The following is a 14,346-nucleotide window of genomic DNA, read 5'->3' as shown; positions in this document are numbered from 1 at the left end:
GAAGAAAACCCAGCTTACCAATACGCAGTCGTTCGTAATGCTTTATACAATAAAGGAAAAACAATTGAAATGCTTGTTAACTATGAGCCAGCACTTCAATACTTCGCTGAGTGGTGGAAGCAATTATTTGCTGAAAGTGAAGGGAAAGATTACAAAGGAATTTTCCCATGTTCAGCAAACTTCTCTACAGACTTACATTCATTAGGTCAATACATTCAAGAGGGACGTCGCGACTTGTTTGAAACGGTTCTTAAAGTAGGAAAGTCTAGAAAGGAACTACCTATTGAATTTGATGAAAAAGATTTAGATGGGTTAAATTATCTTGTGGATAAAACAGTATCTTTCATAAATACAAAGGCGTTTGAAGGTACATTACTTGCGCATCGTGATGGTGGAGTACCAAACTTAATCGTAAACATCCCAGAATTAAATGAGTATACATCCCAGAATTAAATGAGTATACATTTGGTTACCTTGTATACTTCTTCGAAAAAGCATGTGCCATGAGTGGCTGTTTATTAGGTATCAATCCATTCGATCAACCAGGAGTAGAAGCATACAAGAAAAATATGTTCGCCCTTCTTGGAAAATCAGGGTTTGAAGAACTCAAAGCACAATTAGAAGAACGTTTGAAATAACAAAAGTTATAGTATCTTTATCATGCTGCATATAAATTCATGAAAATATTTGAAGAACCAACGGTTCTATCAACAAACTAAACGTCAGCATTACTTTGTACGTTGAAAAATTAAAAGAACAAGAAATTTTAAAACATATAGCTTATTGTACCATCAAGCATTTGAACAATCTTAAAGAACAAGGTTATAGATTACTTATATGTATTTAATTAATAGAATAAAACAAGTTAGAATATGGAGCATATAGAGAATCGAACTAAGATTATTTATATACTTACTTTTACACTAATTGATTTTTTTCTTTTGAAAAGATATGTATAAATATAAAATGAGTTCATTTCTAAAATAAGTTATTTCAACAAACTTCTTAATATTATGTCGAGAATTAATATAAATCTAATCTCCAAGATATCTAAATTAACAAGTGCTAAAGGTTATTCCTAGTATAAATATAAACAAAAATTTGCTTTTTAAGCGGTATAAAAATGATAGAAGAAATATTTTGTAGAAAAATCTTAAGTAACTTGCTTTCTAATCCTATTTAGGAAATAGTATAGAGATTTTTAAATGCCCCTCAATCGTGGTGTATTTTAGATGATTTGAAATATTCAAGATAAAAAACAAGTAAGGTTCTGTTGCAAATTCAAAAAAATAAAGCATCATAAATTACGTATATACAAGATATATTCTTTTTATTTGTATTTTGATTCTATAGATTTAGAGTAGTAAAAATCATTTTTTGCAAAATAAAAATGATTGAATCTATCAAAAAAAATTTATTAAAACTAACCTAATTATAACTTATAAGGAGGAAATGATATGAATATTTTAGTTCCTATGGATTTATCATCACATGCTCAATTAGCGTTAAAGGAAGCTACAAAATTGTTTAAAGGGGCAAATTTCATTATTTTAATTGTTGTAGATATTATCGATGAACCGGAAAATATTTTTGACTGGCAAGGTAATATATATGAAAGTAGAATGCACCTAATTAAAGAAATAAACGCATTTATAGAAAGACAAAAAGAAATGTTTCCTAATGTAATAATAGAATTTGATGTTTGCTCTGGCGAGGCTAAACATCAAATTATTCATTATGCTAAACAACATAATGAAATTGATTGTGTTGTTATGGGAGCTACTTCAAAAAGGGCTCTGTCAAAGGTAATATTAGGATCTACAACGGACTATGTAGTCAAACATATTAACCATAATATCTTGGTAGTTCGAGAAGAGATATAATATATATGTGTAGTGTGTTGAATCCCTCAAGTTTCAACTGTCTCCAAATAGGGGGCACCATACATGCCCATCAACTTAAGAATTTTCACTACCCCTAAGCACAAAAAAACGAATCCTTTTTCAAAATAGGTTCGTTTTTTTATTGAAAGTGTTTTTGATCGAACTTTTTTATAAAGCTTCTCAAATACTCCATACAAAAATTTTAGCTACATGATTCTTCCAATTTTTTTAGCATATTCTCCACTCTTATAAACATACTGATTAATAGTAATAGCATAGACCCCATAAGTAAAAGTATTGCAGTGGAAGGGTTATTTAAAAATAGGCTGATAATACTTCCTAGTATAATAATTATAACTCCATTTTGTGTCATGATTTCAGAACTATACCTATTTCCAGCTTCCCAAAGTTTCATGTTTTTCATAGACCTAGTTGTTCGATAGCCAAATATTGGATTAATATCTGTTGGGGGTCTTTTTTTCAATAGTAATGAAGTTGATATAAAGATAATTCCAGTAACAAATTTTATATTAGTTAGAACGTACTTGCTACTTTAACAGCCTTTTCAAGACCTGTGGTAATAATTTTTTCTGCTTTATCTGGGAATTGGTTGTGACCTTCAATCACTACTTTCTCCATATCTTTTACACCGAAGAAGCTCATCATACTTGCTACATATTTAACGGCCATTTCCATTTCAGCTTTTGGTCCTTTAGAATATACACCGCCGCTTGCATTTAATAATGCAATTTTTTATTTCCAATAAGACCTACTGGACCTTCTAGCGTATAGTTAAATGTTTTTCCTGCACGGTTTAAGTAATCAATATATGTGTGTAGTACAGCTGGGATTGTTAAATTCCATAACGGGAAACCAAAGACTACTTTATCAGCTGCAAGGAATTGATCTAAATATTTATTACTGCTTTTGCTTCTTCTGCTGTTAAATTAAATCCTCTACTTGCTTTAAATGTGCCGTTAATCATATCTACTCCTACATATGGTAATTCTTCCTTGTATAAATCAAGCTCTATCACTGTATCATTTGGATGTGATTCTTTGTAACTTGCTAAAAAGCCTCATATAATTTCACACTAACCGCCTGATTCGCTGGACGATTGTTTGCTTTTACAAATAATACTGTTGTCATGCTTTTTCCTCCTGTTACTCACTATTATGTTGTTATATTTTTAAAGGGATTATATTGTCTTTACAATGTCTTTTTAAAACTGCACTCCATGTCTCCACCTAGTGCTTCAGCTGTATCACCAGTTTCTCTGAAATCATGTGTATGAATTAGTTCAAACGGACCAAAATCTGTTTGTTTATAAAATTCATAGCAAGGGAATCCATCATGTTTACCTTCAATATCAACAGTGCCATTTTTTTTGACATGCACAGTTAAAAGATAGTCAACAGCAGGTGCATTTATATTTAATGGGTTGCTAGCACTTGCACTCATTTGAAACTTGACGCCATTAGAACTCCATTAACTTAAAAGCATAATATCCCCCATAATAATGAAAAAATACGCTATTCTTGTTTTAGAAATATATATAGAAAGGATGGCGTTTTTGTATGTCTATTTCTGTATCTGATGAATTACAGCTATTTGCTCAAGAGATTCACCGCTTTTTATCTCCAAATATTTTACGAGACCTTGCTAGGGATGTTGAATTGCTCCTTATGAAGAAAAAACGAGAGCTTAGTGAGTATAAAGCCATATAGATGATTAAAGACTATTTTCTTCTTCTATTCCAAACTATACAAAAAAACACCCAAGAGCTATCAAAGGTGTTACTTCGTCTGTTCAATCTCCTACAGCAAAACGGGCGAAAATCTCATCGATATGAGAAAAAAACAGTCTTTGATATATTAGGTGTTATTTACAATTGTACCATGTCTGATAATCAAGCGGCTTAATTCAAAAAATGAAACCCGTTAGGATTTATTTCGTATGCAAATCTTTAAATTCCCTACACGTAGCCTTTAGAAAAAGAGAAGCAACCTCTACTATGATTGGCGTTGTAAGAGCTTAGCTTGATAGCGATATGGCACTACCCCAATTAATAAATATTACTAACCATATATCTATCATATGTTTTATAAAACAAGATTAATTTGATTTAAAAAAAGATTTTTTTTTCTTTACTCGTAATAAATCACCTGTCCATCCTTTTACCCGCATATACAAATACATACCCCCTGTTGTGAAAATAATAAATAAGAGAGCGATTAAATAGCTATATTTCCATTCTAGTTCAGGCATGTATTTAAAATTCATACCCCATAATGCTCCTAAGGCTGTCAAAGGCGTACTCACAGCAGTTAATACAGTAAGAGCTTTCATAATTTCATTCCCACGATGAGAAGAAACAACTTCTTGTAAATGAATCATCGTGTCTAATTCTTCTTGGTACTCTTTAACAAGTTGTAATCCACGCTCTAATTTTACGTGTGTTTGTTTATAACAAAGGGTGCTTGTTAGTTTTTCTAACCAAGCTTCCTCCAATCCTTGTAACACTTCTTGTATTAAGCGAAACACATGTGTGTTCATAAATAATTCATGACGAATATGATAAATCCTTTCTAAAACTGCTATGTTATTATGATGATAAAAATCCCATAATACATTTCTGAAATTGTTTTCAAAGTAGTCAACCTTTCGCAAATAATGAGATATAAACATTGATAAGATAGCACATAATCCTTCAGCGGAAGTGTTACAATTTTTTGTACCCATAGGGAAATTATGTATTAATTTTTGGAAGTCCTCTTCCTCTTTTTCCTGAACTGTTATCAGTATTCCATGAGCTACGAAATAATGAAGAAATTTTTGAATTTTGGCCTCCTTTTTATCTTGATCATATAAAAACGAACCATATACACAAGTTTGACTTGGTGATAACGTATAAACATATAATCCATTTTCACAAGGAGAACTTATTTTCTTTACAAATTGAGAGAAATAAGATGTTATATCACGAGGGATTATAGAAGAAAGTTTTTCAAGCTCACTAGTTTTCACATGATACCAACTCCATTTCGTCATTTTTATGCATTCCATATTATTCTTCCTTTCTAAATAGTTTTATGTTTGATCGAATCATATCCGTAATATGAAATTTGTATGTAGGTATTCATATCTTGGAGGAAAAGTTTTTAAATCATCTAAATTACAAAATAAATGGCATAGGAGGTCTTATTCTTTTAAAAGAAAGACCCCCTATATATTAGTTATTTTTATTCTCAATTTTAAACATTTCCTCTATACAAGCACTTTTTATCTTTTCTTATAAATAATTTATTATATGTGGAAAAGAAGCTACATAATTTGGCACGTCTATTCAACGAACTCCATTTCAGTCGTTATTATAATTTGGATTCATATGCAGATTGATTTGTGATGTCTTCAAATACTTGACTCCCAATAATGTAGTATCCATGAAGTGCAGCCTCTTTCGAAGCGTCTACCATACGGAAAGAAGAAATTTCACCTTGCATTTTTTCAATTCGTTTTTTGTGGAGATCTACTATTCCTCCTGTCCAAATAATAGTATCATACTGTTCTAACTTAAATTGTTCTTGTAATACACGCATGACGTCTTGGAAATGTGCATCCAACTCTTTTTGAATCAAAGTATGAACCTGACTTGTCTCATGATTTTCTTCTCGACATTCATATCCTTTTTCTAATATGTTTGGCATGTCGTTAATATGCAATTGATTACTTTCATCCGTATGATTCTGCACGATATTCTTAATATTTTTCAAAGGCTTGCTACATCCTAGTTCCGTCTCATAATGATTTAAAATGAGATTCTGTTTCATATCTGTCATTTCTAATGTACGAAATCCGCCATCAATAATTAAGATGCGATCTCGTTCCTGAATGATTCCCTCTTTTAAGAAATAGGCATGTAAAGCGACCGGTTGCTGAAGAATCAAAGCATTTTCCACCGTAATATTAATAAATTTCCCATCAATTTGCACGGAAGTTTCTTTTTTTAGTGCACGTTGTAATTGCTCCTGCTGACTACCAAAACAAGTGATGGGAAGCCCGGTAACAACTAGAGGTAACACGACATTTTCTTTATAATCCTTTGCAATGCAACCAAATATTTGTTGTTTAAATCGTTCGCTTTCATAATAATTTTCTATTTCTTCGTCAAATGGAGGAAGAAACGAAGCGTCAGATTGATGTGCTTCATTTCCCATATAGTATGCAAAATCTAAGTCTATAAAACTTACCTTTGTTAAATCTTCACTTTCAGCATGATTAGGTACAGGGGCTAGTGTGGAAGCTTCTCTCTTGATCGTCATCTCAGAATCTACATCCTGTCGATATGCCCTTTTGGTAAAGCCAATTCCTACATCAATTGCATACAGAGATTTCATACTTTTTTCCTCACTTTCTATTTTTAGAGTTACATCTAGGCACTCTCTTCTTTCCCTTCTTTCACATATTTCTTTTCATTTTTCGTTTTTTCCCCATCTAAGTTCTTACTATTTTCATTTATTTCGTAATCCTTTTCATCTGTTTTCTTTTTGTTATTTTCGTTCTCTGTTAAGTCTTTAATGGTAGAAATGACAACTGGTGTGGCTGTAAGCAATTGTGGTAATGATTGTTTTGCAACATTAGCTGCAGTTGCAGAGAATTGTTTACTTGTCTCAGTTACCTTCTCTAATGTTTCCTTTATGTTTCCTTCTTGTAGTTTTTCTTTTATGCTTTTTCCTTTTGTTTGTATAGCTTTCCGATTTTCTTTTTTTAATAGGGAGACTATGACTCCGGTCGTAATCCCAATCACAGCATACTTAAATATTGTATGTTTCATTTTTCTCACCCTTCTCTACTTTTATTTTCTTCCATGCTACAACCTAAAACAATTAACTTATCTATTTATCAGATGTTGCAAGCTATTAGAGAGAATGATAGTTTTGCAGCTGCCTATCACTCGCCGTTGGTGTTTCAGCTGTTACTAGGAGTAAAATCTTCCCTTGATCTAATTTTTCTTCATATAAATTAGCTTCCTCCTTCGACAACCCCATTTCTTCCATTTGATTTCGAAGTTCGTCTCCTTTTTTGGAGAAAAAATTGATAATACTTGTGCCCAATCCTTGTTCTTTTACTCCAATCGTATTTGTGTTTGTATCATCTGCAATCTTTTTTGTTATATGTTTTTCATGTGTTAAGACGTAAATGTCATCTTGGTGAATCCCTTGCAATTCTAGCTCTTTTACTTTCATAACTACTTCCTGTTCATTTTGATATTCATAAACCACCGGTTTTCTTTCATTCTTATACATGGTATCTTTCCTCCTTTAGATTTTTTTATTTAGTTGTTATGTAATATGTAATACACCTATTTTAAAGATGTTAAACCTAAATTTTCAAAAAACTTCATACAATAGGTTATTAATGCTTTTGAATATCATAGAAATGTCACGAACACTTTGCTTTGATAACAGTGTTACAAATAACGCTTTGTTTGGAAGGTAAGCCCATTGTTTTATAGAAAATTTCTATTTAAAAAACGTTACAAAAGGAGTACAAGATATTTTTTTCGTTAATTAAATCAAAGGAAAATAAAAAAACACTCTTTTAAAAAGAGTGCTAAAAAACATATAATCTAATAATGTTTCTAGTTTGATGACAGAAAGAAAGTCTTTATTAAAACATATAGTTACTAATTTAATTGCGATCTTCCTTGCACCCAAGCAGCAATATCATTTATAACATACTCAGGAATATTAGCAGGACTATAATATTCATCTGGTTTACTTATTTCTCCATCACCTTCTGTAAAGAAATGATTTAACTTTGGATATAGCTGATAATCAACGTTATCTCGTTCTTTTAATTGTTCTTTCCAAAGAGGAATTTCGATGTTTGATTGAACTTGATAGTCTCTTTCTCCTTGAATAATAAGAAGTGGTGTCTTTTGTTCTTTTGACATTTCTGCTGCTTTAATTTTCCGAATAGAATCCCAAAATACTGCTGATCCTAAGTAAAAATCTTTTGGGGGATTCTGCCCAGAGAAATTGGGATCATTTAATAATTCAAATTGCGATTTGTAGAATTTATATTGATCCAGGTTCATTGCTCCAATAGAAAAAAGATACTCAAATTGATCTAAAACAACGTCTTGGATTGTACGAGCTGGCCCTCCCATTACAATTGCTCCAGCAATATTTTTATTTTGGTCTTTTTCAATCATTTTCGGAAGCATCATTCCACCTTGACTATGACCAAGAATATATATTTGATTCTTATTTATTAGAGGCTCATTTTTAAGAAATTGAGTTACAAGAAGAGCATCATCTGTTGTCTCTTTATCAACTGTATAAAAGGGACTGAATTGTGTTTTCAACCCATGTTCATACGTTCGTTTATTATAGCGAAGGACAGCAATTCCCTTCGATGCAAGACCTTCAGCTAAATCGCGAAATGGTTTTAAAGCAAACGCTGTTTCATCCTGATCAGTTGCTCCTGATCCTTGAACAAGAATAACCGCTGGAAAAGGACCATTTCCTTTTGGAACCGACAATGTTCCTGGTAATGGAAATGCACCACTTCCAACTACTACTTCTTTATCAACAAATGATTCAGGCTTACTATATGATGGACGCTCTGCAACAGGACTAAACGACATGCTGAGTTGAAAATCGTCTATTTTTCCAGATGGATCTAGTTTAATTAGTAAAGGTACAGTCATTTTTTCAAAAACTAATTGAATCTCCACATTTGTATGAACAGGATTTGTCTCTTTTTGTGTAACCTCTCCAATTTCTATAAAAGAACCTGCTTGTAATTGCACTGGGAGTCCCTCCCAATAGCTCTTCAGCCATTCTTTGGATATTATTTTCTGTAATGACCTTGAGGTTAAATCAAATGCAGATTTATAATCTTCACTATTCATATGGCGAATAAATGAAAGAGTAGTAGATATAATAGGATTTTCATCATCTCTTTTGTCTACTTTTTTTATAGTTGTGTTTGCTTCCTTTAATTTCGAAATAAATTGTTGGTTAAACGGATAATTATATGTATCAGGATATAAGCTTGTTTTCAATACTGTCGTATTCCGTCCCTCATACAAATTTGAAGAACTCTTAAAATTTTCAGGTGAAATTACTTCCTCCGCATATGAAACTGAGGGAATTGCTATTGTAAAAATTGCACCGACAAGTAATAACTTATTACTTATTCTTCTTTTCTTACCCATACTTATTGATTCTCCTTTCAAAATTTAAAATTTCTAATACAGTATGCCAACTATAAGGAAAATAAAAATTATCAAAGAGATTAATAATCTATTTTACGATCCCCCCTAACTAATTAAAAATCTATCATTAACAAACTTCAATAAAAAATGCCTTCCCCCTCTTTTTTATCATTGAATTTTCCAAGGACTTAGAAGCACAGCACTAAATTACATGTAACCGACCCATGAGATTCTCTGTTTCAAAAGAAAAAAGCACCCCACTAGATGTTTTCTTTAATTGTTCTCACTATCATTTATTTAGATAATTCTCTTATTACTGTAAGATACATTTATTCTAAATACTAAAACTCACTTATTTCTTGATAGGTTCTTAAGAAATATCAAAAAATAAAGAAAACAAGTTATTTGGTTATTCATTCCGTAAGCTTAATGCTCTATTTAGTTTTTTTCACAAGGTGAAACTTTATTAAAAAAACTTTAAGGAATTTCCCTCTATATTTATAAGAATTTTTTTCTATACTGAATGATGTAAATGAACAAGAGGAGAAACGATAATGAGAAAATTTGTAATTTGCATATTAGGAATAGGCCTCCCTATATACTTACTACCTTTCATATTACGCGGGGATTTAGACAGATTTAATCCGATTGCTGAAGAAAAAAATGTATACGCCGTTGCGAAAGGATATGGTGTTCCAGATTATCATCATAAAGGACGAGCTATGTACACCATAAAAGGTGTTGATGAATCAGGGAATGAGAAAAAATATACAGTAGGAACTAGCACCCCTAATGATTTTATAAGAAAAACTTACTTAAAAATTCATGTGAAAGGAAAGTATGTGTATTCTTACGATATTATTTCTAAAGAGGATATTCCGGAGAAAATAAGGGGACAATTGGAGATAGCAAATAAATAAAAGAGCCAATTCGTACGTTTTGGCTCTTTATTATCTCTCCCATCTACCGTCGGGAAAATTCTTTCGGTAGATTTATTAAATTTGTTATCATTGTTTCAATAACCATTCTTCAATTACTTTCACTGTTTCATCTCGTTGTGCTTTTGACGTAATTAAACTAGCATTATCACCTTTTTGCTCACCATACATGCCAAAATGAGCATGATTGCCCCCTTTTATCATGTGCATAGTTTTATTTTTCGACATTAACTTTTTATTGTTCTCTATTTTTTCTACAGTTGCTAAAGCATCTACTTCCCCATAAATTGATAACATTGGAATCGATTTTGTAGAAAAGTCATCTGCAGGATACGAACCTAAGAAAATGATCCCGTCTACCTTGTCTTCATGTTGGAAGGCATACTTAGAAATCATAGCTCCTCCCATTGAATGCCCTGCAACATACCATTTTTGAACTTCCGGATACTTTTCAATTACACTGTCTACCTCATTTATTCCAAGTATCGCTAAATTTAATGGTAACTTAGGCATTACTACAAAGTGCCCATTTTTTGCAAGAGCTTCTCCTAAGTAACTATAAGCCTCAGCTTCTACTTTAGCTCCTTGATAAAAAATAACCCCTACTTTCGCATCTTTCGCTCCAAAAACGATATTATCTTCATCTTTTTTATCATCTACTAACGACAAAGCCTCTTTCGTCGGTTTATAAGTAAACTGAGACCAAGTCAAAAAAGTAATACTTCCTATAATTAAAATAGCTAGTAAAGAGTACAGCGTAATTTTTATCCATTTCTTCACAAAGATGTCCTCCCTAAGATGTATATATTCCATATTTTAGATTATCATTAACACACATAAAAACTCGAGCATTTTTATTATGCTCAAGTTTTTAGTTCCGTCTTTAATTTATACTATAAATTGTCCAAGATAAATATGTAGCAAATGCAGACCATAAAAAATACGGAATTAGCAACCATGTCGATACTTTAGATAATTTGGAAGAAACCGCTATGAGAAGTAACGTAGTAATAGCGACAAGTAAACAATCTACTGTTGCTAAAAACAAATTCTTTTGACTGAATTGAAAATAGCTGAACGCTTGATTGCACATATAATTTAAAAGGAATATAAACCAAAATGTTTTTGGCTTAAATCCATATTTGTTGTAAATAATTGCAACTGATAATGCAATGAGTCCATATAATACAGCCCAAACTATGCCGATTGTCATACCAGGAGGTGTCCAAGACGGCTTTTCTAACGCATCATACCAAGCACGATCAATAGGAAATAAAATACTAGAAACATAAAACAAACCATATGTTAGTAAAAATACTATAATACTAGATTTTTTCATAAACATTCTCCTTTTTTAATAGAAGGTTTTAGAAACTCTATTTGATTCGTGTGCTCTTTCAATGAATAAAACTTTAATGTGTAAATAGACATTCCTATACTTTGCATTATAACCTTTACATATGAAATTTATATTGATTCATTTATTTTATACAAGTTCTTTCATACTTTTATATGCACAAAGTGCTCTCTCCCGTGCTGCCTTATGATCAACAACTGGCAAAGGATATGTATGACCAAGTTTTATATTGGCTTTTTGCAAAATATGCTCAGGTGCTTCCCAAGGTTTATGTATATACTTACTCGGCATATCTCTTAATTCTGGTACCCATTTTCTTATATACTCTCCATTTTTATCAAACTTTTCTCCTTGTGTGATAGGATTAAAAATACGAAAGTACGGTGATGCATCTGCTCCACTTCCAGCAACCCATTGCCATCCCATTGTATTATTTGCAATATCCGCATCTAGTAGTGTATCCATAAACCATTTTGCTCCTTCCTGCCACGAAATTAACAAATGCTTTACAAGAAAAGAGGCTACAGCCATTCTTGCCCGATTATGCATAAAACCTGTTTGCCAAAGCTCCCGCATTCCCGCATCAATAAACGGATAACCAGTTTCACCTTTCTGCCATACTCTTAATAACTCCTCTTCCTTATTCCATGGAAAATGTTCAAAGTTTTTATTAAGAGGTTTATATACTGTAAACGGATAGTGATATAGCAAATAATAAGAAAACTCTCTCCAAATTAATTGGCGTATAAAACTAATCACTTGTTTTTCAAAAAGACTACATTGTCTTTCGGTACTTTTATTTATTAAGTAGTGATACATTAACTTCACTGATATTTGGCCAAATGAAAGATATGGCGCCAACATCGAATGAGCATTTTGATTTGGAAAATCTCTTCCTTCACTATAAAAGGCTAATTTGCTAGAGAAAAATTTCTTAAATACTTTATATGCCCCTTCTTCTGTCGGATCCCATATTGCTTCCATATGAGATGTCCACGGTATAGTCGGCAACAAGTGTAATTCTGAAACAGATAAGCTTGCTGGTAAAGAGCTTCCCCACTTTATACTCTGCACTTTGCTAGTAGGTTTAGGTATTACCTGCTTTTGAAATGCATTGTAAAAAGGTGTAAACACCTTATATTCAGTGTTATCCTTCTTTTTTATAATCCACGGTTCTAATAATAAATGCGAATTAAATTCCTTACAAATAATACCTTTATCTTCTAATATCATTTTCATTTTTTGATTAGATTTTAACCTGTCTGGATCATAACAACTATTCCAATATACAGCCGTTATATCTAATTGTTTTATGAGAGAAAGTATTTCTTCCTGTATATTTCCTTTGCGGATTATTAAAGTAGAACCCAATGCCTCAAGTTGCTTCTTTATATCTATTATAGCATGGTGCAACCACCACTTTGCCGCACTTCCTATTGAAAAAGTTTCATCTTGTATATATATAGGAAGAACCTCACCAGACTGAACAGCTTCAAATAGAGCTGGGTTATCATATAAGCGAAAATCTTTTTGAAACATAACGATAATTTTATTTTGCATGGCTATCCTTTCTTACTCTTAAAACATAATAGATTCTTTATGTGAATAATCTTCTTTTTTGCTTTTGCATTATTATATTAATAATTCTTTGTAATCATAAACAAACGTTTCCATGGTTATTGGACTTCTATCTAGTAAATTCGATAAATCTGATGTGACTTTTTTAGCTAACCCTAATTTTGCAGTTGTATATATTCCAATCATAACCCAAATAAAGTCACTGTTAAGTCCCTTTTGAATCATTCTTTTTCTAAATTTAAATATACTTGGATTTGTATAAGTAATATCTTTATTTATTATTTTTGAAATAATAGCAGCAACTTCATAATATGTTAATGCCTCATTTCCCGTTAAAGAATAGGCTTTAAATTCATGTCCCTCTTCGGTTAATATTTTAGCTGCAACTTCTCCAATATCCCGTACATCTATAAAACTTGTTTCCCCTTTACCAGCAGGTACTTCAATTATTTTTTCATTTCTTAATTCATCACCATGTTGTGATAATAAATTTTGCATAAAAAAACTCGGTCTTAGGAATGTGTAAGGGATCCCAGAAGACTTTATCATAGCTTCAATTTTAGCATGAGGTACTATCGGATTTTTTTCTACACCTAATAAAGATAAAAATACAATGTGTTTTATACCTATTTCTTTTGCAGCATCTACAACAGGCTGGAAATACTTTTTTGCATCAGCTAGATGTGGTGGTCTTACTAGAAAGACTTTAGTAACACCTGTTAAAGCCACCTTTACAGATGAGGGGTTTTCAAAATCAAAATACACTCCTTCAGTTTCTCTACTGCGCGTTGTGACTTTGAAAGTAGCATTTCTTTTTATTAGGCATTTTACAACCTCTTTTCCTACATTCCCTGTAGCACCTGTTACTAAAATCATTTTAATCACCCTTTATTTTTTTGTAAATTTTGAATCATACTTTGCAAAACTCGAACTGTATTTTCTACTTCCTCTTTAGGAATACTAGCTGTAGCATTTTTTATAACTTCATCGCTTACATTTTCTATCTCCTGTATTAATGCCTTAGTTTCATCTGTTAAAAATATTAAATGTGACCGTTTATCTTTAGGATTATGTTTTATAAGAATCCATTCTTTTTGCAATAATCTTTGTATAATTCCGGTTACTGTTGGACGGTCTGCTAAGAGCCTTTCAGCAATCATAGCCGGGGTGGTTCCATTTGGATAAAGAGATATATCCTTTAACACAGACCATTGCTGAGCTGTTATTTTATATTCTTTTAATTGATTTGATAATTCTGTTTTCGTCATTATACTTACCTTGTGTAATAAATAGCCTAAATTATTCATATAACCTCCAATATAGTTAGTACGCTAATTATATAGTTAGTATACTAACTATAATGTG

General features: G+C 31.7%; 13 protein-coding genes and 5 pseudogenes. 5 read left to right on the top strand and 13 right to left on the bottom strand.

From position 1 onward, the window contains the following. Both CGQ22_RS21525 and CGQ22_RS21520 read left to right on the top strand, forming a co-directional pair. Positions 1-638: pseudogene (locus tag CGQ22_RS21525) on the top strand (glucose-6-phosphate isomerase); the annotation flags it as partial. Between the two features lie 819 nt (positions 639-1,457). Further along, positions 1,458-1,883 carry a universal stress protein gene (locus CGQ22_RS21520; RefSeq protein ID WP_001024120.1) on the top strand — a complete coding sequence of 142 codons (426 nt, stop codon included), beginning with the start codon at positions 1,458-1,460 and terminating at the stop codon, positions 1,881-1,883. A 202-nt stretch (positions 1,884-2,085) separates the two neighbouring features. Here the strand turns inward: CGQ22_RS21520 and CGQ22_RS21515 are convergent, their stop codons facing one another. The 3 genes and pseudogenes from CGQ22_RS21515 to CGQ22_RS21505 all read right to left on the bottom strand — a co-directional run. Further along, positions 2,086-2,412 carry an SdpI family protein gene (locus CGQ22_RS21515; protein ID WP_082182383.1) on the bottom strand — a complete coding sequence of 109 codons (327 nt, stop codon included), beginning with the start codon at positions 2,410-2,412 and terminating at the stop codon, positions 2,086-2,088. A gap of 5 nt (positions 2,413-2,417) precedes the next feature. Next, positions 2,418-3,032: pseudogene (locus CGQ22_RS21510) on the bottom strand (FMN-dependent NADH-azoreductase). 60 nt (positions 3,033-3,092) lie between these two features. Beyond that, positions 3,093-3,371: pseudogene (locus CGQ22_RS21505) on the bottom strand (DUF3238 domain-containing protein); the annotation flags it as partial. 185 nt (positions 3,372-3,556) lie between these two features. Between CGQ22_RS21505 and CGQ22_RS21500 the strand changes: the two are divergent. Continuing rightward, positions 3,557-3,805, top strand: a pseudogene (locus CGQ22_RS21500) (IS4 family transposase); the annotation flags it as partial. Positions 3,806-3,998: 193 nt separating this feature from the next. Here CGQ22_RS21500 and CGQ22_RS21495 read toward each other — a convergent pair. The 4 genes from CGQ22_RS21495 to CGQ22_RS21480 all read right to left on the bottom strand — a co-directional run bounded on the left by CGQ22_RS21495 (position 3,999) and on the right by CGQ22_RS21480 (position 7,189). Then, entirely contained in the window at positions 3,999-4,949 is a 951-nt protein-coding gene (locus CGQ22_RS21495; protein ID WP_000388920.1) for a magnesium transporter CorA family protein, read from the bottom strand. Positions 4,950-5,254: 305 nt separating this feature from the next. After that, positions 5,255-6,280: a ParM/StbA family protein gene (locus CGQ22_RS21490; protein ID WP_089149279.1), complete on the bottom strand. Its 1,026-nt coding sequence runs from the start codon at positions 6,278-6,280 to the stop codon at positions 5,255-5,257. Positions 6,281-6,315: 35 nt separating this feature from the next. Next, a complete protein-coding gene (locus tag CGQ22_RS21485; RefSeq protein ID WP_000683207.1) occupies positions 6,316-6,717 on the bottom strand; it encodes a hypothetical protein in 402 nt (133 codons plus the stop codon). 85 nt (positions 6,718-6,802) lie between these two features. Beyond that, positions 6,803-7,189 carry a YflT domain-containing protein gene (locus CGQ22_RS21480; protein WP_000277579.1) on the bottom strand — a complete coding sequence of 129 codons (387 nt, stop codon included), beginning with the start codon at positions 7,187-7,189 and terminating at the stop codon, positions 6,803-6,805. 112 nt (positions 7,190-7,301) lie between these two features. On the opposite strand from CGQ22_RS21480, the pseudogene CGQ22_RS32545 reads away from it, so the two are divergent. Next, a pseudogene (locus tag CGQ22_RS32545) lies at positions 7,302-7,457 on the top strand (acyl dehydratase). 112 nt (positions 7,458-7,569) lie between these two features. Here CGQ22_RS32545 and CGQ22_RS21470 read toward each other — a convergent pair. Beyond that, a complete protein-coding gene (locus CGQ22_RS21470; RefSeq protein ID WP_139032773.1) occupies positions 7,570-9,108 on the bottom strand; it encodes an alpha/beta hydrolase in 1,539 nt (512 codons plus the stop codon). A gap of 554 nt (positions 9,109-9,662) precedes the next feature. Between CGQ22_RS21470 and CGQ22_RS21465 the strand changes: the two genes are divergently transcribed. Continuing rightward, a complete protein-coding gene (locus CGQ22_RS21465) occupies positions 9,663-10,028 on the top strand; it encodes a YxeA family protein (RefSeq protein ID WP_061884351.1) in 366 nt (121 codons plus the stop codon). A gap of 87 nt (positions 10,029-10,115) precedes the next feature. On the opposite strand, the gene CGQ22_RS21460 is transcribed toward CGQ22_RS21465, so the two are convergent. The 5 genes from CGQ22_RS21460 to CGQ22_RS21440 form a co-directional block, all read right to left on the bottom strand. After that, positions 10,116-10,826, bottom strand: coding sequence for an alpha/beta hydrolase (locus CGQ22_RS21460; RefSeq protein WP_000758823.1), 711 nt, complete (start codon positions 10,824-10,826; stop codon positions 10,116-10,118). Positions 10,827-10,929: 103 nt separating this feature from the next. Beyond that, the gene (locus CGQ22_RS21455; protein WP_000749728.1) at positions 10,930-11,385 is read right to left on the bottom strand and encodes a TspO/MBR family protein; all 456 of its coding nucleotides are present in this window, start codon (positions 11,383-11,385) and stop codon (positions 10,930-10,932) included. 147 nt (positions 11,386-11,532) lie between these two features. Further along, positions 11,533-12,963, bottom strand: a complete 1,431-nt coding sequence (locus CGQ22_RS21450; protein WP_001179962.1) for a cryptochrome/photolyase family protein — start codon at positions 12,961-12,963, stop codon at positions 11,533-11,535. Positions 12,964-13,035: 72 nt separating this feature from the next. Continuing rightward, entirely contained in the window at positions 13,036-13,857 is an 822-nt protein-coding gene (locus CGQ22_RS21445) for an SDR family oxidoreductase (protein ID WP_000604776.1), read from the bottom strand. Positions 13,858-13,862: 5 nt separating this feature from the next. After that, a complete protein-coding gene (locus CGQ22_RS21440) occupies positions 13,863-14,288 on the bottom strand; it encodes a MarR family winged helix-turn-helix transcriptional regulator (RefSeq protein WP_001061039.1) in 426 nt (141 codons plus the stop codon). Positions 14,289-14,346 lie beyond the last annotated feature (58 nt).

The sequence above is a fragment of the Bacillus sp. M13(2017) genome (assembly GCF_002218325.1).
Taxonomy (GTDB): domain Bacteria; phylum Bacillota; class Bacilli; order Bacillales; family Bacillaceae_G; genus Bacillus_A; species Bacillus_A thuringiensis_K.
The sequence above is the reverse complement of the archived record's forward strand: the minus strand, read 5'-3'. Positions and strand labels throughout refer to the sequence as shown.